Source organism: Alteromonas sp. R7, from assembly GCF_055755235.1.
The window spans coordinates 1-25,048 of sequence record NZ_JBVTQX010000017.1 but is presented as its reverse complement, the minus strand read 5'-3'; the positions used below and the strand labels follow the sequence as shown (position 1 = coordinate 25,048).

The 25,048-nt window shown below is 43.9% G+C and carries 21 protein-coding genes and 1 other RNA gene; 19 read left to right on the top strand and 3 right to left on the bottom strand.

Annotated features, from left to right (window positions below):
- The first annotated feature begins 44 nt into the window (after nt 1-44).
- The 3 genes from tyrR to maiA all read left to right on the top strand — a co-directional run bounded on the left by tyrR (nt 45) and on the right by maiA (nt 3,837).
- Nucleotides 45-1,601: a transcriptional regulator TyrR gene (gene tyrR, locus AC0J2X_RS19425; protein WP_014975929.1), complete on the top strand. Its 1,557-nt coding sequence runs from the start codon at nt 45-47 to the stop codon at nt 1,599-1,601.
- Between the two features lie 416 nt (nt 1,602-2,017).
- On the top strand, nt 2,018-3,028 hold the full coding sequence (locus AC0J2X_RS19420) for a fumarylacetoacetate hydrolase family protein (protein WP_014948687.1): 1,011 nt from the start codon (nt 2,018-2,020) through the stop codon (nt 3,026-3,028).
- Nucleotides 3,029-3,183: 155 nt separating this feature from the next.
- Nucleotides 3,184-3,837 carry a maleylacetoacetate isomerase gene (maiA, locus tag AC0J2X_RS19415; RefSeq protein WP_014975930.1) on the top strand — a complete coding sequence of 218 codons (654 nt, stop codon included), beginning with the start codon at nt 3,184-3,186 and terminating at the stop codon, nt 3,835-3,837.
- Between the two features lie 45 nt (nt 3,838-3,882).
- On the opposite strand, the gene AC0J2X_RS19410 is transcribed toward maiA, so the two are convergent.
- On the bottom strand, nt 3,883-4,350 hold the full coding sequence (locus AC0J2X_RS19410) for an Lrp/AsnC family transcriptional regulator (RefSeq protein ID WP_014948689.1): 468 nt from the start codon (nt 4,348-4,350) through the stop codon (nt 3,883-3,885).
- A 308-nt stretch (nt 4,351-4,658) separates the two neighbouring features.
- Between AC0J2X_RS19410 and AC0J2X_RS19405 the strand changes: the two genes are divergently transcribed.
- Together AC0J2X_RS19405 and ffs are read left to right on the top strand one after the other, a co-directional pair.
- Entirely contained in the window at nt 4,659-5,717 is a 1,059-nt protein-coding gene (locus AC0J2X_RS19405; protein WP_014948690.1) for a Glu/Leu/Phe/Val dehydrogenase dimerization domain-containing protein, read from the top strand.
- Between the two features lie 86 nt (nt 5,718-5,803).
- An RNA gene (gene ffs / locus AC0J2X_RS19400) (signal recognition particle sRNA small type) lies at nt 5,804-5,900 on the top strand.
- Between the two features lie 15 nt (nt 5,901-5,915).
- On the opposite strand, the gene AC0J2X_RS19395 is transcribed toward ffs, so the two are convergent.
- Nucleotides 5,916-6,197 (bottom strand): late competence development ComFB family protein, encoded by a 282-nt coding sequence (locus tag AC0J2X_RS19395; RefSeq protein WP_014948691.1) that lies wholly within the window; start codon nt 6,195-6,197, stop codon nt 5,916-5,918.
- A 270-nt stretch (nt 6,198-6,467) separates the two neighbouring features.
- Between AC0J2X_RS19395 and AC0J2X_RS19390 the strand changes: the two genes are divergently transcribed.
- The 7 genes from AC0J2X_RS19390 to AC0J2X_RS19360 all read left to right on the top strand — a co-directional run bounded on the left by AC0J2X_RS19390 (nt 6,468) and on the right by AC0J2X_RS19360 (nt 18,124).
- Nucleotides 6,468-7,556 carry a tryptophan 2,3-dioxygenase family protein gene (locus tag AC0J2X_RS19390; RefSeq protein WP_239245461.1) on the top strand — a complete coding sequence of 363 codons (1,089 nt, stop codon included), beginning with the start codon at nt 6,468-6,470 and terminating at the stop codon, nt 7,554-7,556.
- Nucleotides 7,557-7,807: 251 nt separating this feature from the next.
- Nucleotides 7,808-10,753: a TonB-dependent receptor gene (locus tag AC0J2X_RS19385; protein ID WP_239245464.1), complete on the top strand. Its 2,946-nt coding sequence runs from the start codon at nt 7,808-7,810 to the stop codon at nt 10,751-10,753.
- A gap of 324 nt (nt 10,754-11,077) precedes the next feature.
- Nucleotides 11,078-13,798 carry a TonB-dependent receptor domain-containing protein gene (locus AC0J2X_RS19380; RefSeq protein ID WP_472996350.1) on the top strand — a complete coding sequence of 907 codons (2,721 nt, stop codon included), beginning with the start codon at nt 11,078-11,080 and terminating at the stop codon, nt 13,796-13,798.
- Nucleotides 13,799-13,864: 66 nt separating this feature from the next.
- Nucleotides 13,865-14,995, top strand: coding sequence for a prolyl hydroxylase family protein (locus tag AC0J2X_RS19375; RefSeq protein WP_239245470.1), 1,131 nt, complete (start codon nt 13,865-13,867; stop codon nt 14,993-14,995).
- A gap of 5 nt (nt 14,996-15,000) precedes the next feature.
- Entirely contained in the window at nt 15,001-15,273 is a 273-nt protein-coding gene (locus AC0J2X_RS19370) for a hypothetical protein (RefSeq protein WP_120960342.1), read from the top strand.
- A gap of 51 nt (nt 15,274-15,324) precedes the next feature.
- A complete protein-coding gene (locus tag AC0J2X_RS19365) occupies nt 15,325-16,308 on the top strand; it encodes an aspartyl/asparaginyl beta-hydroxylase domain-containing protein (RefSeq protein ID WP_472996348.1) in 984 nt (327 codons plus the stop codon).
- Nucleotides 16,309-16,312: 4 nt separating this feature from the next.
- Complete coding sequence (locus tag AC0J2X_RS19360; protein WP_239245476.1) at nt 16,313-18,124, top strand: putative 2OG-Fe(II) oxygenase; 1,812 nt, start codon at nt 16,313-16,315, stop codon at nt 18,122-18,124.
- A gap of 127 nt (nt 18,125-18,251) precedes the next feature.
- On the opposite strand, the gene AC0J2X_RS19355 is transcribed toward AC0J2X_RS19360, so the two are convergent.
- Nucleotides 18,252-18,809 carry a 2OG-Fe(II) oxygenase gene (locus AC0J2X_RS19355; protein WP_239245479.1) on the bottom strand — a complete coding sequence of 186 codons (558 nt, stop codon included), beginning with the start codon at nt 18,807-18,809 and terminating at the stop codon, nt 18,252-18,254.
- Between the two features lie 133 nt (nt 18,810-18,942).
- On the opposite strand from AC0J2X_RS19355, the gene AC0J2X_RS19350 reads away from it, so the two are divergent.
- From AC0J2X_RS19350 to AC0J2X_RS19320, 7 genes are all read left to right on the top strand, one after another.
- The gene (locus AC0J2X_RS19350; protein ID WP_239245482.1) at nt 18,943-19,641 is read left to right on the top strand and encodes a 2OG-Fe(II) oxygenase; all 699 of its coding nucleotides are present in this window, start codon (nt 18,943-18,945) and stop codon (nt 19,639-19,641) included.
- Between the two features lie 334 nt (nt 19,642-19,975).
- The gene (locus AC0J2X_RS19345; protein WP_014948702.1) at nt 19,976-20,737 is read left to right on the top strand and encodes a DUF3450 domain-containing protein; all 762 of its coding nucleotides are present in this window, start codon (nt 19,976-19,978) and stop codon (nt 20,735-20,737) included.
- A 6-nt stretch (nt 20,738-20,743) separates the two neighbouring features.
- Nucleotides 20,744-22,102, top strand: coding sequence for a MotA/TolQ/ExbB proton channel family protein (locus tag AC0J2X_RS19340; RefSeq protein WP_014975938.1), 1,359 nt, complete (start codon nt 20,744-20,746; stop codon nt 22,100-22,102).
- Between the two features lies 1 nt (nt 22,103).
- Entirely contained in the window at nt 22,104-22,628 is a 525-nt protein-coding gene (locus AC0J2X_RS19335) for a MotA/TolQ/ExbB proton channel family protein (protein WP_012517736.1), read from the top strand.
- Between the two features lie 11 nt (nt 22,629-22,639).
- Nucleotides 22,640-23,038, top strand: a complete 399-nt coding sequence (locus AC0J2X_RS19330; RefSeq protein ID WP_012517737.1) for an ExbD/TolR family protein — start codon at nt 22,640-22,642, stop codon at nt 23,036-23,038.
- A gap of 1 nt (nt 23,039) precedes the next feature.
- Nucleotides 23,040-23,651, top strand: coding sequence for an energy transducer TonB (locus AC0J2X_RS19325; RefSeq protein WP_014948704.1), 612 nt, complete (start codon nt 23,040-23,042; stop codon nt 23,649-23,651).
- A 2-nt stretch (nt 23,652-23,653) separates the two neighbouring features.
- Nucleotides 23,654-24,919 (top strand): tetratricopeptide repeat protein, encoded by a 1,266-nt coding sequence (locus tag AC0J2X_RS19320; protein ID WP_081333971.1) that lies wholly within the window; start codon nt 23,654-23,656, stop codon nt 24,917-24,919.
- Nucleotides 24,920-25,048: the final 129 nt, after the last annotated feature.

Genomic DNA, 25,048 nt, shown 5'->3' with positions numbered 1-25,048 from the left:
TGATATTCTGTACATATATGTTTACAAAATAGCTATAACACCCTATGCGTCTAGAAATAAGCTGTCAGGACCGTCTTGGTATCACTCAAGATGTTTTAGATATTCTCGTTACTAAAGAAATAGATTTACGCGGTATTGAAATTGACCCTGCGGGGAAAATTTTCCTTAATTTTCCCAATATCGAATTTGCAGATTTTCAACACCTCATGCCTCAAATTCGCCGCATCGATGGTATCGACGATGTGAAGACGACGCTTTTCATGCCAGGAGAGCGTGAAAAAAATCAGCTTTCCGCTATTTTAAGAACGTTGCCCGACCCTGTGTTTTCTATCGATGCGAAAGGAAATATCTTGCTATGCAATGAAGCGGTATGCGCGGGGCTAGAAATTCCGAGTAGTGAAATAGAAGGCATTGAAATTGGCGAAGTTGTGAAAGGCTTTAACTTTACTAAATGGATGGACGGTAAATCGCCTGGCCCTCAGTCTTCGAAAGTGAAGTTTATTCAACAGGATTACCTAGCCGATATGCTGCCTATTACTGTACCTGACGGCGAGCAGAATATGATCATGGCAGGTGCTGTGGTGATATTAAAATCAGAGATGCGACTAGGACAGCAATTTACCGCGTTCCACCAGTCTCCCACTGATAGCTTTGACCGCTTTGTCACTCAGTCTCCGTTTATGAAGCGAGTCGTTCATGAAGCCAAGCGAATAGCTGATTTGGATGCACCTATTTTAATTTTTGGTGAAACAGGCACAGGCAAGGAAATGATTGCCAGAGCCTGTCACCAGTCTAGCCGTCGCAGTGAAGGATCATTTTTAGCTTTAAACTGCGCGTCTTTACCAGACAGCGTGGCAGAAACCGAATTATTCGGTTACGCAGCGGGGGCATTCAATCAGCCTAATGCAAAAGTGGGGCTATTAGAGCAAGCAAAAGGCGGTACGCTTCTTCTCGATGAAATTGCTGATATGTCTTCTCAGCTTCAAGCTAAACTGCTCCGCGTTCTGGAAGACGGCGAATTTAGAAGAGTAGGGGATTCTGAGCCAGTTAAGGTAGACGTGCGATTTATATGCACCACCTGTCGTGATTTAGGTCAGCTTGTAGAAGAAGGACGATTTAGAAAAGAATTGTACTACCGCTTAAACGTACTAAGTTTGGTTATGCCTTCTTTAAAAGACAGAAGGCAGGATATCGTTCCTCTAGCCGAGTCTTTCATCGTTCAACACAGTACCAAGTTAGGTCGCCGTCCTGCGAAACTCAGTAAATCCTGTGTTGATTTTCTGCAGCAGTACCCGTGGCCGGGTAATGTGAGACAGCTACAGAATGCGTTGTATCGCGCGTTATCACTCCTTGACGGTAAGGAGATTACCAAGGAAGACATTCAGCTTCCAAGTTGTGCGCCAAGTGTCACTTATATTGACGAAAACTTTGACGGCACATTAGACGAAGAAGTGAAGAAGTTTGAAAAGGACTTGCTCAAGCGGTTATATCCTTCCTACCCAAGTACCCGTCAATTGGCTAAAAAACTGGGGTTAAGTCATACGGCAATTGCAAATAAATTACGTGAGTACGGCATTAACAAGGCAACGGTAAAGCTTTAATTATATGGGAGCATTGACCTTTGCCAGAGGGTGAAGGTCAATGTGACCAAGTATATTTGACGTCGTTTAGCAAAGTAAAAATGGCAAATGGTCTACGCCAATTTTTATATCGTTAATGCGTTTTTGTGCCTCAGAGCAATATTAATTCATCTGTTACGATAAATTTACATCGTCCACGGAGCAAGCGGGCAGCGCTATACCTGCTCAACAGAGGCTTACTAGCGTACATCCTTTCTTACAGCCAAATAAAACTTCGTCAACAGATCACTTCTCAACGCACACCAACTAGTGGCATAACTATAATCATGGAATTGTGTGTGATGCTGCCGCGTAAAAAGATATAGGTCTTTTATTCAGAACGTATTAATAAAAGACAAGAGCGCCAAGCTGATGAATAATTTTTCGAGGAAAGAACAATGAAACTAGCAACCTATAAGAATGAAACCCGAGATGGCTGCCTAATGGTAGTGTCGAAGGACCTTTCTCGAGCATGCAGTGCACAGGACATTGCGAAAACGATGCAAGACGCACTGGATAATTGGAAAGAGATTGCCCCTCAGCTACAGATGAAATACCAAGCGCTAAATGACAATGCGTGTGACAGCGTGCCGTTTGACGCATCTCGCTGTGAGTCGCCTCTGCCTAGAGCTTACCAATGGGCTGATGGAAGTGCTTACGTGAACCATGTGGAATTGGTGCGAAAGGCGCGTAATGCAGAAATGCCGGAAAGCTTTTGGACTGACCCATTGATGTATCAAGGTGGTTCCGATGACTTTATTGGACCCGAGGATGACATCATACTTCCAAGTGATGATTGGGGAATCGATTTTGAAGGTGAAGTCGCTGTTGTTACCGATGATGTTCCTATGGCGTGTACGCCTGAACAAGCTTCAGAGCGCATTCGACTTATTATGTTAGTTAACGACGTGTCACTTAGAGGGTTAATCCCAGGCGAATTGGCGAAGGGGTTTGGCTTCTTCCAATCAAAACCTGCGTCTAGCTTTTCTCCGGTTGCTGTAACACCAGATGAATTAGGTGATGCGTGGAAAGATAGCAAAGTGCACTTGCCTTTGCGTTCAACCTACAATGGTGAACTATTCGGTAAGCCTGAAGCGGGTCAGGACATGACGTTTGATTTTGGTCAGCTAGTCGCGCATGCCGCCAAGAGCAGAAACCTAGGTGCAGGTGCTATCATCGGCTCGGGTACAGTGTCTAATAAACAGGGTACAGATCATGGCTCTGCCATCGCTGAAGGCGGTGTGGGTTATTCATGTATTGCAGAAGTGCGCATGATTGAGACTATTCGAGACGGCAAACCTTCTACTCCTTTCATGCAGTTTGGCGATCGTATTCGCATAGAAATGCTAGATAAAGAAGGCCACTCTGTTTTTGGCGCCATTGAACAGCAAGTTAAGCCGCTTAGCTAAAATTTTAAAATGAAAAGTAGTGTGGGGTAATAACGCGGTTTACTCAGTAGGCACGTTGTTGTTTTCCCCACTATAATTATAAGAGGGAGTAGAGCGTTTAGATTCATCAAAGCCCTGTACTCCTACCAAAAACGTTTAATAGGTGTGGTAGTACCATGAGTATAAAACTTTACGGCTATTGGCGTTCGACCGCCTCTTACCGCGTGCGGATTGCGCTGAATTTGAAAGGGGTTGAGTACGAGTATGTACCTGTCCATCTTGTAAACAACGGTGGCGAGCAGCACAGTAGCGAATATACGCGTCTCAATCCTGCGCACCTTGTCCCTACTTTGGTTGACGAAGACGAAGATATTATTCTGAATCAATCGCTATCAATCATCGAATATCTTGATGAACGGTATGAAGGCGAACACCAGCTGGTTCCTGAACATCGAACAGAGAGAGCCAGAGTCAGAGCGCTAGCACAAGATATCGCGTGTGATATTCAGCCTTTGGGTAATCTACGTGTACTGAATGCGCTAAAAGGGAATTTTGAGGCGTCACAAGATGATGTGGCGAAGTGGGCATCCCACTGGATAACGCTGGGGTTCGACGGCATTGAAAAGCGTCTTCAGACCCAAGCTGGAAAGTTCTGCTTTGATTTCGATGTTACGCTGGCTGATATTTGCTTAGTACCCCAGGTGTATAATGCGCAACGTTTTAACGTTGATATGAGTCGCTACCCTTTAATTAGTAAGATAGCGAAGAACTGTAACGAGTTAGATGCTTTTGAGCGGGCTAAGCCCGAAAATCAAATAGACGCCACTTAGACTGACGGGGGAGAGTAGAAATGTACTCTGACCCCATTTTTTGAGTTATTGGCGTTTAATCGGTAGCTCGGTGGTGTTTTTCACCTGCTTTAAGGCGAAGGTTGAGCTTAAATGATCGACAAGAGGCAGGTGAGTTAATTTCGTTTTAAGTAAGAATTCGTACTCTTCAATACTTTCCACTATCACTTTTAGTAAATAGTCTTTTTCACCGCTGGTGGTATGACACTCCACGATTTCATCGATGTTTTGTACGGCATTTTCAAAATCGGTTAGCGAGTCACCGTCATGGTTTTTCAATGTGACATAGATAAAGACCGACACACCTAAATTCAGTTTTTTGCTGTTTAGCAATGTGACTTTACCAAGAATGATGCCGTCGGCTTCCATTCGCTTGACACGTCTCCAGCACGGAGTGTGCGACAATCCTACACGCTGGCTTAAATCTGCCATCGACACCGTGGCGTCTTGCTGAAGTACGCGCAAAATCTCACGGTCAAATTTATCCAATTTCATTAACACTGTTTCCGTCGTTTTTATGATGTTTATTATATATCAAAAAAAATTCTAGGATAGCTGTCCTAGAAAAATTGTAATCAATTCTATTGCGTTTCAGTTTGTAAATTTCATTAACAAACTTTGCAAGGCCTGTCCTCAAAACAATCGGATACACTTGGCAAAATGTTGCTGATCTTTGCGAGGCCGATAAGTGTACCGCAAATCATCTTCAGACTCTCACATCATCCCAAATGAGCGGCGTTTCGTTTTCGTGACAGCTAGACCTTGGGTAGGCTTTAATTCATCACAGTATTAACAGGAGAAATATGTCAGTTTTTGATCACCCAGAGTTCAATAATCACGAACACGTTGCGTTTTATCATGACGAGAAGGCGGGCTTGAGCGCCATTATTGCTGTACACAATACCAATCTGGGGCCAGCACTTGGCGGTTGTCGCATGTGGCCCTACGTAAATAGTGGTGAGGCATTGACCGATGTGTTGAGACTGTCAAAGGGGATGACGTATAAAGCAGCCATGGCTAACTTGGAGCTTGGCGGCGGTAAATCTGTGATCATCGGCGACCCTCGTAAGGCTAAATCGCCAGAAATGATGAAGGCAATGGGCAAGTTTGTTGAATCATTGGGCGGAAAGTATTTCACTGCTGAAGACTCTGGTATTTCAGTAACGGACTTGCAAACTATGGCAACCGAGTCGGATTACATCGCTGGTGTTAATGCTAAATACCACTATGCGGGCGAAGTACCTGACGGAAACCCGGCTCCATCTACAGCATACGGTGTGTTTGTGGGATTGAAGGCGACGGTAGAGTACGGCTTGAAGCGCAGCCTTGATGGCGTCAGTGTTGCTATACAAGGTATGGGGCACGTTGGCTACCGTCTTGCAAAGCATTTGCATGAGCACGGTGCCAAGCTTTATGTTGCGGATATCTATCCTGAAGGTGTTGAAAAAGCAGTATCTGAATTTGGTGCGACAGCTGTAGCGCCGGAAGAAATACTGAGCTTAGATGTGGATGTGTTAGCGCCATGTGCGTTGGGTGCAGCCATTAACGATCTGTCATTGCCTGAAATCAAAGCCAAAGTAATTGCAGGCGCTGCAAATAACCAGCTTGCACGTGAAGATATTGGTGAATTGCTTCAACAACGCGGCATTCTGTATGCGCCAGATTACGTGATCAACGCGGGTGGCGTTATCGACATCTTCCATCAGCGTATGGAATCGAGTTCTAATGAAGCGCTTCGCGCACATATTGAGCAAATCGGCGAAACGCTAAAAGAAATTTATACCCGTGCAGAGCAAGAAGGGGCGGCGACAAACCGCGTTGCCAACCTTATTGCCGAAGAGAGATTTTCTTTAAAGGGTTGAAAACTCTCAACCAAATAGTCATAATGCGCCCCGCACTCAAGCAGGGGGGAATGACTTTGCTTTGAATGCGATTTTCTATGGTGGGCTTTTGGTCCTCCCGCAATGATACTCTGTGAACCCGGTCAGGCCTGGAAGGGAGCAGCCGCAGCAGACGACTCATGTGCCGGGATGTGGCTGGAGGCCCGCCACCCAAATTCCTTATTCGTCTTCTTTTTTAGTCTTTTCTATTTCATCTAAGTACTTGAGCGCTTTGCTGATAGCATGCTCAACATTCATTTCCATTTGATTTCGTTCGCTCTGAGGCAGGTAAAACGCCATGTCTACTTCGTAGCGGATATAACGTGGTGGAACCTGATTTAAGGCAAGACAGCACAAGTCTGCTAAGTAATCAGGACTTTTCGTGGTATCGAGCCCCAGCTTACTGATTCTTTCTAAAACCAGGTGTTCATAATAGTTATGGATGTCGTCATCTAGTTTCACCTTGGTTCCCCTTATAATTTTTGGAAGCATCTTGCTTTAGCGGTTTGAATAGTATGCGAGCAATAAATTACACAAGAAGCATCTAGCTTAAAAGCATCTTTAGCTTATACAAACCCTTCAAGCTTGAAATGGATACATTCGTTTACGCCCATCGCGTAACGACGTTACCCTAAGCTATGTAACCTTATAATATATAGCTTGTATTCTGGGTATGTCGAGGTGACGGTGATAGAATTACCCGGTCAAAACCAGTATTAAGGCAGCACTAAAATGAAAAAGAATATAGAGCCTTGCTATTACGGCGATTACTTACATTTAGACAAAGTATTGGGCGCACAAGAATTGCAGAGTGAAAAATACGGTGATGCTGCGCACGAAGAGATGCTATTTATCATCGTACATCAAGTCTACGAACTCTGGTTTAAACAGGTTCTTCACGAACTTAATGCCGTTATTGATACCTTTAATCAAGAAACGGTAAAAGATCAGCAGCTAACTCTCGTTGTACATAGGCTCCAGCGAGTCATACAAATACAAAAATTAATGAATGACCAAATTGCTATTATGGAAACCATGACGCCACAGCAGTTTTTGTCATTTCGAGATTACCTTGTACCTGCGTCTGGTTTCCAAAGTATTCAGTTTAAACGTTTAGAAATTTCTCTTGGTTTAAAACGCGATTTTAGAATCGATTTTGATAAGCAAAGCTTTTATAACCGACTGAACGATAAAGATAGAGCGCTACTAGAGAGTCTCGAGAGCAAACCGAGTTTGTTTGAGCTGGTCGATAATTGGCTAGCTAGAATGCCGCTATTAAAAACAGAGGGGTTCGATTTTTGGCAATACTATAAAAATGCAGCTGACGAGATGTTGAAAGATGACCATCACACCGTTTCTACCAGTGATATGTTGTCGGAGACTGAAAAACGCCAGGAACTTAAAGACCTTCAAGCCACTAAGGAAAACTTCGACGCCCTGTTTGATGAAGCAAAATTCGAAAAGCTTCGAGGTGAAGATAAGTTCCGGCTAAATCATAAGGCGCTATTATCTGCGCTATTTATAAAACAGTATTCAGAAGAGCCTATCTTTAATCTTCCGTTTCAACTGATTACAGCATTAACTGAAATAGACGAACAACTCACTATCTGGCGCTACCGTCATGCAATGATGGTTCAGCGTATGCTGGGTACTAAGATTGGGACCGGAGGGTCTTCTGGGCACCATTATCTGAAGAAAACTACTGAATCTAATCGTATCTATTTAGACTTTTTTAATATGGCAACATTTTTATTGCCTAAAAGTGCGTTGCCTGAGTTACCCGAATCTGTGAGAAAGCAGTTAGGTTTTTATCTACAGTAAATATTAATATGCGAAAAAGTTTATTTATATTAGTAGTTTATCGAAATTTTTGGAGGGTTCTACGGGTAATCGCTCAAAAGAATCGTTTCGTCGCAATTTGTCCTCAAATGAGTTGATCGCTCCGCTCTGCATAGTCAATTATCCTTTTGGATAATATTTATTATCTTTAATAAATACAAAGATTTAGGTTGGCTTAATTGATTTTTCATAAAAGCTTAATACTAAATCGAGACTAACCAGGGAATACGTACATGTATCAAATCAAGAGAAGTGCAGTTGCATTAGCGGTTGCACTGTCAATTGGTGCAACTGCACCAGCTTTAGCAAATAACACCAATGGCTCTATTCAAGGAACATCTGTTCAAATAAATGGCAGCAGCCTTGCAAATGTTACCGTTACCATCGAAAACTTAGATACGGGTCTAACACGTTCTGTACAAAGTGATGAGTCAGGAAACTTCCGCTTTCCATTACTTCCTGCTGGTAACTACAAAGTTACCGCCGAAAAGAATGGATTTCGCACTACCATTCAAGAATCTGTAAAAGTTGGCATTAGCGGCAAAACAAATCTAGATATGCGTCTTGCCAGCGATGACGTAGAGCGTATTGAAGTGACTGGTACTACGATTGCGATGGTTGATGTAACAAGTTCAAGCACGGGTATTATTGTAGATAGCGTTACACTCGATAGAGTACCGGTCCCACGTAACCTGACTTCTGTAGCGCTATTAGCACCAGGTACTACTCAGGGTGACTCAGCATTTGGAGATTTGCCTTCAATTGGCGGTGCGTCTGTGGGCGAAAATGGTTACTACATTAACGGATTAAACATCACTAACTTCCGTACTGGCGTGGGTTCAAGTGAGCCACCGTTTGATATGTACGAAACGTTTGAAGTAAAAACGGGTGGTTATTCAGCTGAGTTTGGACGTGTAACAGGCGGTGTTATCAACGCTAAAACCAAAAGTGGTACTAACGAATTCAAAGCGGGTGCCAACTTTTACTGGGAACCAGATGCACTACGTGAACAGCGTGATTCGTCTCGTAATAACAAAAACAATTTGTATCGCATCGACAATACGCGAGATGAAATAGACGAGTGGGATGTCAATGTCTGGGCGAGCGGTGCACTAATAGAAGACAAGTTGTTCTTCTATGCACTATTTAACCCTCGTTCAGCTGAAAATAATTACGTAAGTGACCAAACAAACACCAGTAGCGGCGTATCACAAAACGGCTTTTTTGAAAAAGATGATGATGCATTTTGGGTTGCCAAATTAGACTGGTACGTTACAGAAAATAATATTCTTGAAATTACTGCATTTTCTGATGAACGTTCAACAGAAATCACGACTTATGACTCTGTTGACGGCGGTGAATTCACTGACGGTCGTGTAGGTTACGAAGATGAAGGTGGGCTAAACTACACGGCCAAATGGACAAGCATCATTAATGATGATTTCTCAATCTCTGCTCAGTATGGCATTAACAAACAAGACAGAACCGTGCGAAGCGAGTTAGATGGCAACCCGGTTGTTTATTACCGCTATGACAGCACGGCAGCGTTCGTTCCAACAAATACATGGGCTAACTTTACGGCAGAGCAAGGCGATGATGAACGTGAAGTTATTCGATTGGATGCTGATTGGTACGCAGGCGATCACTCAGTACGATTTGGTGTTGATTATGAGAAGCTTACTTCAAACAGCAATACCATAAACTCAGGCGGTGCATACTATCTATACTATGTTGATGACAGCGATCTAGCTAACGAGGAAATTTACCAAGTTCGTTATCGCGATTATAACGTCGGTGGTCAGTTCGACTCTGAAAACTTTGCTTTTTATGTTCAAGACCAATGGCAGGTTACTGACACCTTGGTCATTAACGCCGGTATTCGTAACGATACATTCGAAAACTTCAATGCGGACGGTGAGTCTTTCGCTAAACTCGACAATCAGTGGGCACTTCGTCTTGGAGCAGTATGGGACGTGTTTGGTGATGGCGAGACAAAAGCATGGGCGAGCTACGGCAGATACTATTTACCTATTGCTGCAAACACGAATATTCGTCTAGCAGGCGCTGAAACTTACACACAAGAGTACTACGCGTTTGAAGGTTTTGCTGATGAAGCCTTGGGGATCCCTAATCTGACGGGCGCTAAAACTCAGCCTGATGATGTATTTGCTGACGGTACCGCGAAATCACCAGATGAAATTGTGGATCAAAACTTGGATTCAATGTACTCGGATGAATTTATCGCGGGTTACCAATTCCAATTGAACGATGAATGGAGCATGTCAATTCAAGGTACATATCGAGAACTTTCTACCACTATAGAGGATATGGCAATTGATGCGGCGGTTATAGAGTGGGCCGCAGCGAATGGCTACGGCGACGTATCTGATATCTGGGATGGGTTTCATCAGTATGTACTTACAAACCCTAATTCTGATATGCGTATTGGTACTACCGAGCTGCCAGGTGCTGAAGGTGAGTTAGTTTACATGGACCTATCAGCCGAAGATTTGGGCTACCCTGATTCAATTCGTAAATATGCAGCGGTAGACTTTATGTGGCAACGAGCTTGGGACGGAGTATGGATGCTGAACGCGGCGTACACGTGGTCACATAGCTGGGGTAACAACGAAGGCTATGTACGCTCAGATAACGGTCAGGATGATGCAGGTTTAACAACCTTATTTGACCAACCAGGTCTGCTTGATAACGCCTATGGTGATTTGCCAAACGACAGACGTCACCAAGTGAAGTTGTACGGTGCTTATGCGGTGACTGAAGATCTAACCCTTGGTGCCAACCTTCAATTCTGGACTGGCCGTCCAATCAATGCGTTTGGCTATCATCCTACAGATATTTTTGCTCAAGCTTATGATTCAGAATCATTCTTCGCCGGTGGTGAGCCAGCACCTCGTGGTTCTCGTGGCCGCACCAGCAGTTATTATTCTATCGACGTATCTGCTTCTTACAATATAGATATAGGTGACGAGCAGAAGCTAGTTGTTAGAGCGGATATTTTCAACCTTCTTAACAACGACCGCGTTACAGAAGTTAATGAAATATATGATGATGAGGGCTCAGCTGATCCAACAAATCCTGACGTAAACCCGAATTACGGTCTGCCAACTGCGTGGCAAACTCCTAGATACGTTCGTTTCAGCGTGAACTACTCGTTCTAGAGAGTAGACTTAATCAACATTTATGGCAGGGGTGAGGTGATACTTTAGTTGTATCCCTTGCCCCAATTAAGGGGAGCAGAAAAAATAAACTGTCAGTTCGTTTTTTGCACTGCGAATGTTAAATGTAAGTTAATATTTACGGAAAAAGGCGAAAAGACAAAAAAAAATTGAACTTTTACGGAACACCCGTCTGATCCCAGTTGACCGCTCGCTTAGGATGTGGTTATTATCAAAGTGAGGCTTTGACCTTACTAATAATAATTCGTTATATAAACGATTTAAGAAACACACACTAAGAGTTTTAGTGGTCCAGGGAGACAATACATGTTTACAAACTCTAAGCTGGCTAAGTCAGTGAAGTTAGCGTGCGCATTCGGTGCAGCATCAACTATCGGCTTCACAGGCGCAGTTAACGCACAGGAAACCGAAGAAGCAGCGGACGCAGTAGAAAAAATCGAAGTAACGGGTTCTCGTATCCGTCGTACCGACATTGAAGGTGCAAACCCAGTTACAGTAATGTCACGTGTTGACATCGAAAAATTTGGTGTTACGTCAATCGGTGACGTTCTTCAAGCAATTCCTTCTGCAGGTTCTGCTATCAACACCAACAATAACAACGGCGGTTCTGTTGACCTTAACAACATTCCTGCTGCAATCATCGAGCGTATTGAAGTACTTAAAGATGGTGCATCAGCGGTATACGGTTCTGATGCGATTGCAGGTGTTGTAAACATTATTACTCGCCAAGATTTCGAAGGCGTTCAAGCGTCTGGCTATGTTGGTCAGTGGGATGAAGGCGACGGTAATAAAGAGCAGTGGGACATCGGTTTCGGTACAGCTAACGACAAGGGTAACGTTTACTTCAACATCTCTTACGTTGAAGAAGAGCCTACACTAGCGGGCGACCGTGAAATCTCTGCAGTGCCTACGTTTGGTACTCCTGAAGGTTTTGGTGGTTCATCTGCTCCTCCTCAAGGTCGTTTCTTTACTTTTGACCAAGATGGCAATGCGTTCAGCCAGCAGGGTGACGGTAACGGTGGTTTAGAGCCATGGGTTGAGCCTACAAGCCGCTTCAACTTCGCGCCGTTTAACTATCTTTCTACGCCACAAGAACGTACAAATATTTATACTCAGGCACGTTACGAGCTTACGGACAACGTTTCTGTTAACGTAACGGGCTTCTACGGCAACCGTAAGTCAGAGCAGGCTCTTGCGCCTACTCCGCTATTTATTGGTACAGCGTTTGGTGATACTGGCTTCACATTATCAGCCGATAACCCGTTTAGCCCTTACGATTTTGACGTTACAACTGACCAAGACGTACTAGACGCTGACCCGAATGCGCGCGAGATGTTCCTGTTCGGTCGTCGTATGATGGAAGCGGGCTTCCGTAGCTTTAAGCAAAACGTTGACCAGTTCCAGTTCAACGGTGGTTTTGACGGTGTATTTGAATTTGCTGACCGTGAATTCTTCTGGGATGTTAACTACACTTATGCAGACATCACGCAGAACACGTCAACTGAAGGTCTGTTAAACATGGACCGCGTTGCACGTGCAATTGGCGACCCAGCAAACTGTACTGGCGATTGTGTTCCATTAAATCTGTTTGGCGGTGCACCTGAAGTTATCGGTGAAGGTTCAATCACGCAAGAGATGCTTGATTACATCACCTTTACTGCGCAAGACGAACTTAATTCATCGCTTGAGAGCTACTCTGCAAACATCTCTGGTGAAGTAATGGAACTTCCAGCGGGTTACCTAGCATTCGCTGCGGGTTACGAGAAGCGCTGGCAGTCAGGTTACGACCAGCCTGATGCAATCATCGCTGCGGGTATCACTTCTGGTAACGCGCGTCTGCCTACCTCAGGTGCTTTCAGCGTTGAAGAAGCTTACCTAGAGCTTGCAGTTCCTCTACTTTCAGATATGCCTGGCGTAGAGCAACTAGACCTAGAACTTGCTACTCGTTACTCTGACTACAGCAACTTCGGTGACACTACTAACTCTAAAGTTGGTCTTAAGTGGCGCATCAACGATGACCTATTAGTACGTGGTACTTGGTCAGAAGCATTCCGTGCTCCATCACTAACTGAATTGTTCAGCGGTAACAGCGATGCATTCCCACCACTAACGGATCCATGTAACGGCGGCGCAGCGGCTAACCCTAACCTACCTGGTTGTGCGGGAATCCCAGCTAGTTATCAGCAGCCTAACTCACAGATTCGTATAACAACTGGTGGTAACGCGAATCTACAAGCTGAGGAAGCTGAGAGCTTCACATACGGTTTCGTATACTCTCCAGAAGCAGTTGAAGGCCTATCAATCACGTTTGACGTGTTTGATATCGAAGTTGACAACGCAGTATCTTCAGTAGGTGCGCAAACTATCCTTAACGCGTGTGCTGAGACTGGTGAGACTCTTTGTTCACTAATTACTCGTGGTTCAGGCGGTAACGTTGTTGACCTATTCAACGGTCAAATTAACCTAGGTGGTCAAACGACTTCTGGTTTCGATTACAACGTAGCGTACAACTTCGAAACTGAATATGGTGATTTCCGTGTGAACTGGGATGGTACATACATCGATGAGCGTTCACTAATTGTTGTTGACCCAGTAAGCGGTACTTCAGAGACCTTCAACGATGCAGGTCAAGCGGGTGACCGTGACGTTGTTCCACGTCTACGTACTAACTTGTCACTTACTTGGAACTACGATGATTGGACAGCTAACTGGTTAATGCGTTACATCGGTAACACGACTGAGCTATGTCAAATCGACGGCGGTGAACTTGATCAGCAGCTATGTAGTGATCCAGTTGACCCAGCTGCAGAAGAAGGCAATAGCTTTAACGAGCTAGAAGCAATGGCTTACCACGATGTTTCACTAGGCTATGCTGTTAATGATAACCTTCGTATTACTGTAGGTGTGAACAACTTGTTCGATACTGACCCAGAAGTTTCTTACTCGACGTTTGCTAACAGCTTCGACCCGTCTATGTATGAAATTCCTGGACAATTCTTCTACTCACGCGTAAACGTGACCTTCTAATAGAAGTGTAGAATGAACTAAGAAAAAGCCTCTTCGGAGGCTTTTTTGCTGTGTGGACAACAGGAAATGAATATAGAACAATGCATCAAGAATGCTAACGAAGCCCATTCATCGGGCAATTCCGATGAGGCGATGAGATGGCTAAAGAAGGCAGGTAGCTTGGGAGATCTTAATGCTGCACTAGACTATGCCTATTTTAAGTCAGGGGAGAACCCAGCTGAATCAGTGGAGTTCTTAAACGGTGTAAGTTGTGCAGACAACCCCGTGGTTCAGTTCCACAAGTTGCAGATTGGCTATTTTGGTGAAGTGACAACGAGTACTAGTGAAGTTGCTAAGACGCTACTTACACTTGGCAACGAAGGTGTTATTGAGGCTTACTTAGTCGCGTTATCCTATCTATCGGTAAAAAGCGCAACTTTTTCCTACATTGCAGACAAGGTATATCACCTAGCACCTAATATCAGTAAACAGCTTAATCTGGCTTCACCGGCGCAAGGTGAGATTGAAAAAGACTTTCACCAGCAAATCATTGAAGAATTGTCTGAATCGCTTGGCAGAGAATTTAAACCTTCAAAAGTGTTAGATGAGTCCTTACCTATTGAAGTGTACGAAGGCATACTATCTGAATACGAATGTCACTATCTGATCACGAAGTTTAGCGCACTGCTGCAACCTTCAATGGTTGTAGATCCTTTAACGGGAGAGGGTAGGATTGATAGTGTTAGAACAAGTTATGTAGCGATAATAGCACCTAACCATTGCGACTGGATTACCCGCAAGCTAGACAAAGTAATATCACAGGTAACGAACACACAAAGATGTAATGGTGAGGCATTGAATATATTGAGGTATGAACCGGGCCAGCAGTACAAACCTCACTATGACGGATTAAACGAAAAAAACGATGCGTTAATGTTTAAAGATGGCAAACAGCGCATTAAGACTGCGCTTATTTACTTAAATACGGTCAAAGAGGGGGGGGAAACCCTTTTCCCAAAGCTTGACATTAGCATAGCGCCAACAATCGGAAATATGGTTGTTTTTCCTAACACGGACGATCATGGTAAACTATTGTTAAACAGCTATCATGCTGGTGCGCCATCTATTTCAGAAAATAAATGGTTAGTTACAAAATGGATTAGAGAATGTACAACCATTTATGGTAACTTGGTTTACGGTACTTATACTAAGGGATAACACGGATGAAAAAAGTAACACAAATAATTCTTGCATCAAGCCTTGCTCTAACGCTAGGTGCATGTGGTTCAACCAGTAATCAAAGTTCTCAGTATGCGAAAGCTGATGCCAATGCTGAAGACGACGGCATGGTCTGCAAAATTGAGAAAAAGATTGGTTCAAACCGTATGCAACGGGTTTGTTACTCAGTAGAAGAACGCGAGCAAATGCGCGAAGCAGGTCGTGAAGCCTGGACTCGTATGCAGGGGCGAAATGAAACTGGTGGTGGCGACCAGTAATTCAAAACTTTGTAAGGCTAGTATGGGAAGCGAAACACTTCCCATTTTTATATGAATAACAATAATAATCACATCACTCAATTAATTGAAAGCATTACGACAATGGTTGAGAAAGCTGAGTATGATTCAGCACTTTCGGCCTACGCGTCTTTGTTCAAGCAATACCCCGAATTTTTATCTCCAAAAGATGAAGAGCCTCTTTCAAAGTTCAGGGCCACCCATATTCATAATGCGGCTAACTTGTCTCGTAGGGCACTGTACAATGCTTGCCATCACATAGGGAGCACATCCAGAATAAAGCAGGCGGTGAATATGTTGTGTGGCGTTGAAAGAAAGGTTTATCAACACGAAGCACAAAAACCAAGTTTCCTTTTTATACCTGATTTGCCTTCGTCGCCATTTTCTGAAACTAGCGAGGTAGAGGGGCTTCAAGATTTGGTTGATAAGCTCTCTTCATCTAAGGAAGTCTTTCTGTCTTGTGTAAAATATGCAAATGATAACTATGTTCATGAGATAGGAGAGGTGCCAAAGTCAGATGATTGGAAAAAACTGAGTGAAAATTGGTCTTCCATGCATTTGATGAAAGGAGGACACTTTACGGAGCACGCTAAGCGTCTTCCGCATGACCTCATATCCTTGTTTAATTCGCCTTTGTTAGCACACTGTCCGACCCACGCACCTGAAGTCGTCATTTCGGTATTAAAGCCAAAAGCCTATATTCCTCCACATTACGGTATCTCGAATATAAAGTGGACACTTCATATCCCACTTGTTGTTAACGACAACGCTTATTTAGATGTCGCCGGTGAGAAAAGAACGTGGAGTGCCAAAACAGAAGCTTTACTATTTGACGATAGTTTTGTGCATAGTGCAGAAAATCCAGCTGACGCAGCACGAGCGGTGTTGATTATCGATATCTGGAACCCTCATTTAACCGAAGTAGAAAAGCAAGACATACAAATGCTGATGCGCGAATATGCTAATTGGTCCGCACATTTTGGTGCGCTTGCAGTGTTGGACAAGAGGTTTTACTAATATAATGCAAGGCCAGCCAAATATTATTATTCCCCAGCTTATTAATGCATTTAGGCAAGGCAACTTTTCAAACGTTATTGACGCTATAGAAGCATCGCCTGCGCTTGTTAATGTAGACCCTGTTGTCGTTCAATTGTACGGTGGGTCCTTACGCAAACTGGCAGAGCACAAAAAAGCGGCAAAAGTTTTTGAAAAAGGGTTGAAAAAGTTTCCTTCATCGACTGATCTGATGAATAGTTATGGAAACTTTCTTCTAGAGAGTGGAAATGCAGTAAAGGCTTCACAGCTTTTTAGAAAGGCGAGCAGCATAAATGCTGAGTCCTTCGATTATAAATATAACCTTACAAGATCCCTCTATGCTGAAAAGAAATACCGTGAGGCCTTACAATTAGGAAAGCAACTAGTTGAGGCTCGTTCGAATCATGTTTCATTACTTATCTTACTAGCCGCTATTCAGGTTGAACTCGGCAACATAGAAATTGCTGAAGCCCATTTGGTTTCAGCGCTTAATATTGATAATCGCAATGTTACTGCTTTGAATAATTTAGGTAACCTGAAGCGCGGGCAGGGAAAGCTCGTTGAAGCAATTCGCAATTACGAGCTAGCGTTAACACATGCTGTTCAAGCCAATGCCGATACACCATTAATTTATCAGAACTTAGCTGCGGTTATGGGGCTCAATGGTGATACTGATTCATCATTAGCGGTGTACCAAAAAGGGCTGTCGCGTTTCCCCACCAATAGCGAATTGAACAAAGAATATGCCCATTTCGCATGGATAAAGAACGTTTCTTCGCCATTCGCTTTTTTCGAAGAACAATTGTCTGACGAAAGTGCGGAGCTTGTACTCGTATATTGTGAGTTGATGTTACGTATTGGCGAACCATCAAAAGCGCGTTATTGGCTTGAAAAGTTGATAGGCCACACAGACAAGAGTATTAGCGTCGCTGCAACCGCTCATTTAAGTAGTGCACTTAGAGACTCAGGCGAATTTGAAGCAGCACTAACTTTAAGTGAAAGCAAATTAAAAGCGGCACAAGGCAACACAGTTGCACTTCTCGTCGAGAAAGGATATGCGCTATTAAGCTTAAGAAAGTACAAAGACGCTATTGTAGTATTTGAAAAGGTTTGTCGTATGGCTCCCCTCAATCAAGGATACTGGACACTGCTTTCTACAGCGTATAAAGCGAACGGCAATAGTAACAAATACAAAAATCTGTGTGATTATCAGTGTTTTGTCCACGCAACTGAGCTTCTGACAGACAGCGCAGCAAATATTAGCTTTGTGCAGGAACTGAAGGACCACCTTTCTACCTTACACAATGACGAAAGGCATCCGATTGGACAATCTTTAAGAAACGGATCGCAGACGTTTGAAAATTTGTTAGATAGCAAACATCAATTACTGCAAACGTTAAGAAGAGTGCTAGAAGAAAGGGCACAGGAATTTATAGGCAGTTTGAAAACCGAGAAGAAACACCCCTTTCTTTCTAGGTTAAGTGATAATCTTAATTTTATAGGAAGTTGGTCTGTACGCCTTCGTCGGTCGGGATTTCACAAATCTCATTATCATTCTGAGGGCTGGTTGAGTGGAGTTCTTTATGTAGACGTTCCTGAAGAAGTTAATCAAGGGGGCAATGGATGGCTATGCTTTGGGCGCCCTGATATAAACGGCGTTGCTATGGATGAAGATTATGCGATTAAGCCTGAGGCCGGCACCGTTGTTTTCTTTCCCTCGTACCTATGGCACGGAACCAATCCCATTGAAACTGAAAGCCAGAGAATGACTATAGCTTTTGACATTGTGCCAAATTAAAAAGCGTCGATGCGAGCCAGAAACAGCCGGATGTCACGCATTACGCTAGCGTTAACCCTTGTCGTAACATAATGCGGAAATACATTGAGAGGAAAAGCACCTCATATCTTCAGAAATGTTGTGTATTTTAGGTAGCCGGCTCAAGCTTAAAGGCGAGTGTATAACGTGGCGTGTAGCAAATTCTATTCGGCGGGCGACCAACATGTTTTATGGCACCGTGAAATATCACCGTTCGGCCGGGCTTGGGCGTACTAGCAAAAACACAGTCGTCGTGTTCGTTATAAAAAAGTGTCTCTCCCCCCCATTCAATATCCCACTGCGGGCAAATGTACACGAGTACAGTCAACTCGTCTGCTTCTGGTAGGCAGTCGGTATGAGTAAACAACATATCGCCATAGGACGCATAATTGACGTACCCTCGATAAGCTCGATATTTTTTCCCTGTTATTTCAGCGATTTGTGCCATGGCCCGTTGATAAACGGGTAAACCTGCTATCTGTGGTTCGCTTAACCCTACGGCCCAGTGTTTATATTCTGCTGTATCTGGCCGTGCGACTTCGTTAAGACGGAATGCGCTTGCTTCAAGACCCTTGAACACGGAAGTTGCTTCATCTTTTGAGCATAAGTTATCGAATACCCATATCGGTTTGTCACCTACGGTATGACTGTAAGTCGGTTTTGCCATTGTATTGTTCTTGATTTTATTTCTATGAGACTATGACGTCATTAATATCAAATTGTGTTGTACAATCCAACGCCAATACAAGAAAAAACGCTTCGTAAGAAATGCGTATAGATTAAATAAAACAGGAAAATCAATGATTGATGGTATGAATAGTCAGTTGTATCAGGCTGATATAAAAGCCGCTTTCGACAAAGAAAGAAAAGTGCGAGTAAAAAGTTTCCTTACCCAGGAGTATGCAGAAAAGCTCTTATTGAGCTTAACCAACGACGTGCCATTTGAGATGGCGTTGGTACGCGGTGGTCGCTACGAGTCAATTTCACAAAGCGCCTGGAAAGCAATGGATAACCAAGCAAAACAAGCAGTGAATACAGAAGTAATGTCAAATGCGGCTAAAGGTATTGGCTTTGTGTACGGGCGACATCTAGTAACGTCAACAGAACGGATTGCCCAGATGAGTAAGTTTTACGACTGGATTAATAGTGAAGCAGTACTTCAATGGGCGAGAGAACTCAGTGGCTTCGATGATATTTGTACAGCAAGTGTTCAAGCAACCCGCTATACACCAGGCCAATTTCTTACTCGCCATCAAGATGTAGTTGAACGAGAACAACGCCGCCTTGCTTATGTGGTTAATTTGGCACCACAATGGCATCCAGACTGGGGAGGCTTGTTACAATTTTACGAAGAGGATGGTACGACCACTGAAAGTTGGGCGCCAGAATTCAATACATTAAGTCTCTTTGACGTTAAACATATTCACAGCGTGAGCTATGTTACTCCCTTCGCACAGCAGCCGCGTTATGCGCTAACAGGTTGGTTTAAAGCAACTTAACAAACTGTATTCTGCTAGAGCGACAGCGAGATAAGTAAAAGTTTACATTAATCGATTAAGGAATATACGGACGTTTACAATTGCTCTGAGTTGTTACTTCGCTGAAAAGTGATTGTAAAACCGGCAGATAGCAGTGTTTCTGTAAAGTGTAAACAGGGAGTTACTTGACTAAACGTAACATTCCATGTGAGTATACTACGTTCGTAGTACTGAACATTGACGTCAGTGCTACATTCCTGAAACAAAATTGTGAAAGTTTTATACGCCCCTTGCCCGAATATTTTCCTATCGGCGAGGATTCAAATAAGAAATTTGGTTGGGAACTATGTCCAAAATGAGCAAGAGAACTCTTATTGCTTCTACTGTTATGGGTGCATTCGCACTAACAGGTAGCGCAGTCTCTGCAGATACGCTTGAAGATCTTCATAAAGAAGAAGCGAAAATCCACGCGGCTGCAGCGAAATCTCAAGAAAAAATCAATACGTTGTTTGAACAGTCTCAAGAACTACTTGTTGAGTATCGTCAAACAGTAGATGAGACAGAAAACCTTAAAATCTACAACGATTACATCGCAAGCCTAGTTGCAGACCAGCAACGCGGTATCGATTCATTACAACGTCAGATCGACAGCATCGAACAAACTAAGCAGGGCATCGTTCCTCTTATGTTCCGCATGATCGACAGCCTAGAGCAGTTCATCAAGCTAGACCGTCCAATTCACTTAGACGAGCGTCTACAGCGTGTTGAGCGTCTTCGCGACCTTATGGCTAACTCTAACGTAACTGTTTCAGAACAGTTCCGTCAGGTACTAGAAGCTTATCTAGTAGAAGTTGAATACGGTACTAAGATCAACTCTTACCAAGGTACTATCGACGACGCAGGCACAGAAGTTACTGTTGACTTCTTTAACCTAGGTCGTACGGCGCTAGTTGCACTTTCTCTAGACCAAACTCACGCATGGGTATGGAACAACGAAAGCCGCGCATGGGAAAAACTGGGTGACGAGTATCTGTCTTCAGTTGTTGACGCAGTTAAAATGGCTAACAACGTCATTCCTGCGGATCTGATTAAACTACCAATTAGCGCAGCGGAGTAATTGTTAATGAAACCAGTATTCAAATCTCTTTTAGCCGCTGCGACAGTTGCAGTTGCAGCAACCGGAGCGCAGGCTCAGGAAGCAAAGAGCCTGAAAGACCTTCTAGACCAGGTTCAACAGAACCGCGTTTCTGAAGCTCGCCTAGATAAGCAACGCGAAGCTGAGTTCCAATCAGCACGTGCTGACAAGCAAGCACTTCTTCGCAAAGCACAAGCAGATCTTAAAGCTGAACAAGCTCGTGGTGACCGTCTACAGAAGCAATTCTCAGACAACGAAGTTACATTAAACGAGAAAGCTGCTGAGCTAGACCAAGCTACAGGTACACTTGGTGAAATGTTCGGTGTGGTACGTCAAGCATCTTCTGAAGCTTACGGCCGTATCTCTACATCAATCGTAAGTGCACAATTCCCTGGCCGTGGTCAGTTCCTTGCTGAAATGTCAGAAGACTCTAAAGGTCTTCCAAACATTAAAGAACTTGAAGACCTATGGTTTGCTCTTCAGAAAGAAATGACTGAAGGCGGTGAAGTAGTTAAATTCACTACAGAAGTTGTTAACCTTGACGGCGGTTCTTCACAGCAAGAAGTTGTTCGTGTTGGTACTTTCAACCTTGTTGGTGAAGCTGGTTACCTAGCGTATGACGCTGAAGCTGAAGTTGTTCAGCCTCTTGGTCGTCAACCAGATGGTCACTTTGTAGCTTCTGCTGACGAACTAATCGGCGCTAGTTCTGGTTTTGTTCCTTTCTTTGCTGACCCTTCTCAAGGTGCAATCCTTGGTCTATTGAAGCAAAAAGCGACAATGTCTGAGCGTTATCATGCTGGTGGTCCAGTTGGTTACACAATCACAATTATGCTTGCGATTGGCCTACTAATTGGTATCTACAAAATGATCACACTAACGATCACTGGTGGAAAAATGCGTTCACAGCTTAAGAACGTAAACAATCCTTCAGAAGGTAACCCACTAGGTCGTATCCTTAAAGTTTACCAAGAGAACAAGACTGCTGATGCAGAAAACCTTGAGCTTAAACTTGATGAAGCGATTCTTCGCGAGCTTCCAAAAATTGAAAGCGGCATCAACGTTATCAAGATCTTCGCAGCGATTGCTCCTCTACTAGGTCTACTAGGTACAGTACTAGGTATGATCGAGACATTCCAAACCATCACACTATTCGGTACAGGTGACCCACGTATGATGGCAGGAAGTATCTCTATGGCTCTTGTAACTACTGCTCAAGGTATTATCGCGGCTCTGCCTCTAATCCTTACTCACAGCATCGTAGCTTCTCGTAGCAAGTCAATCATCCACATTCTTGATGAGCAAACTGCGGGTATCGTAGCTGCTCACTCAGAGTCGGAGAAAGCGTAATATGAATTACCTGATTGGATTATTCGAATCGGTCAGGGACTTTATCGCTACCGGCGGTGACGTACTATACTTCGTTGCTGCCGCGCTCTTTCTCATGTGGGTTTTAATGATTGAGCGTTACTGGTATTTAACCTCGGTCTTCCCAAAGGTGAAGAAAAACATCATCGCGAATTGGGATGCCCGAGCAGATACCACATCATGGTATGCGCATAGAATCCGTGACGCGTGGATTTCTCAAGCGTCAGACGATCTTAACGCTAGAATGCTGATTATCAGAACCATTATTGCAATGTGTCCACTAATCGGTCTACTTGGAACAGTAACCGGTATGATCAGTGTTTTCGAGACAATGGCAACACAGGGCACCAGCAACGCTCGTCTAATGGCAGCTGGTATCTCTATGGCAACGATCCCGACAATGGCGGGAATGGTAGCCGCGCTATCTGGACTGTTCATCAGTTCACGTCTTGAAGCGAAAGTGAAGCTGGCAAGAGAAGGGCTAGTTGATAGCCTGCCACATCATTAGAGAGAGAGATTATGGCTCGAAAAGTCAGAACCGAGGAAGAAGATGCACAGATCGACATGACGCCCATGTTGGATATCGTGTTTATCATGCTGATCTTCTTTATCGTTACCACTGTTTTCGTTAAAGAAGCAGGGATCGAAGTCAACAAGCCAGATGCGAGCCAGGCGATTCTTCACAAAAATGCAAACATTTTCATCGCCGTAACTGAAGACGGAAATGTATGGCTAGATAAGCGTGAAGTTGCGCCGGACAGCGTAAGAGCGAATATTGAAAGACTGCTTACCGAGCAGCCTACTGACTACGTAATCATTCAAGCTGACGTAAAAGCGAAGCATGGTTTAGTAGTTGAGATTATGGATCAGGTTAAAGCCGCTGGCGTTAACCGAGTCTCGGTAGCGGCAAGGGGATAAGATGTTACGTATAATTGTATCTATACTTTTAGGTGCTGGTGTTGCATTTGCCCTTTTCGTTCTAATGGCCAAGTTGATTGAAAATTCATCTAGACCAGCAGACGAAGTACCGCCTGCACCGGTTATCGATATTGTAATGCAGGAACCAGACGACCAGACGCAGACGCGTACTCGTGTTCCACCACCACCGCCACCTCCGCCTCCACAGCCTCCTAAAATGGAGCAAGTAGAGCCGGAAACAGCGGAACCTGATGCAGATGGCTTTAGCTTAGCTATTCCAGCTATCGACACAGGTGGTGTTGGTGTAAACATCGGTGGTGTTGGTGCAATGCAGCGTGATGGTGAAGCAACACCTATCGTTCGTATCGACCCGAAATATCCGCCTGATGCAGCCCGTGACGGCCGTGAAGGTTGGGTAAGACTGTCTTTCACTATCAACGAAGTTGGTGGTGTTGAAGATATCGAAGTTATCGAAGCTGAACCTAAGCGCGTATTCGACCGTGAAGCACGTCGTGCTCTACGTAAGTGGAAATACAAGCCTAAGATCGTTGATGGCAAGCCAGTTAAGCAACCTGGCATGTTCGTACAGCTAGACTTTAAACTGGAGCAATGATCATGATGAAACGTACATTCAAAATGTCAGCCGTTGCTTTAGTGCTAGGCGCAGGTGCGGTGCTTTCAGCACCCGCTGCCCTAGCGCAGTCAGCACCTGTTGTTTGTCCTGGATATGAGAAAGGAAAAACAACGCTTGTAGGTGAGCGTACCGGTAAAAAAGTTCAGAAAGCTTTTGAGTTCTACAATGAAGACCAAGTTAATGAAGCACTAAACGTACTTTACGAAATCGACGCATCTGACGATTTCGATAGAGCTTACGTAAAGCGTTTTATTGGTAACTTACTTGCTGCGCAAGAAGGTCAAGGTGGTAAAGCTTTAGGGTATTTGGTTGAATCAGTTGAACCAAAAGTTCTAAACGACCTTGAACACTCTCAAACACTTAAATTACTAGGTGATTTGAGCATGCAGGAAGAGAAGTACACTGATGCCATTAAATGGTATAACAAGTGGATGGACTTCACGTGTAAAGAAGACGCAGACGTATATACGCGTTTGGCACAGGCTTACTTTGAATCTAAGCAACTAGCGAAGATGGTTGAGCCAGCAGACAAAGCGATTGCTTTGTATGAAGAGCCAAACAAAAACCCGTATGTATTAAAGCTAACTTCTTACTACGAGCGTAAGATGTACCCTGAAACGGTTGCTGTGGCGGAAGATCTTGTTAGAACTTTCCCTCAGGAAAAAACTTGGTGGTCACGTCTTGGCTTTTTCTACATCTTAGTTGAAGACTATAAGAAAGGTCTTTCAACGCTAGAACTTGCTTATATGCAGGGCTATCTAGAGAAAGAGTCAGAAATAAAGACGCTTGCTCAGCTTTATCAAAGTAACGGTATGCCTTACAAGGCGGCCAAGTTGCTTGAAAAGCACGTGAAAGAAGGCTTGCTAAAAAATGATGCCGATATGTTAGCAAACGTAGCTAATGCTTATCACCAGGCAAAGAACTTCAAAACAGCTGCCGACTTGTATGCACAAGCTGCTGCTAAGAGTTCAGACCCTGAGCATTATCGTAAGCAAGGTACACTTTTACTTGTAGCGGAAGACTACAAAGGCGCTATTAAAGCACTAGAGAATGCTCTAGAGCGTGGTGCTGAAGACCCTGAGAAGATTCACTTCACGTTAATGGAAGCGAACTTCTACGCAGGTAACTTCAAGTCTGCTTACAAGCACGTAAAAGAAGCTAAGAAAGATCGCTCTCTACGCCGCAACGCTGCAGCGTGGGAACCTTATATCAAGGAAAAAGCGAAGAACCGCGGTATTAGTATCTAATATGTGGTTTTAGCAAAAAAGCCTCCCTTTGGGAGGCTTTTTTTTGCCCTTATGTCCCGTCCTAAAATACGTTGACATAAAGAGGACTTCTTTATGACAACTTCAAGTAATCAAAGACCTAAGCGCACA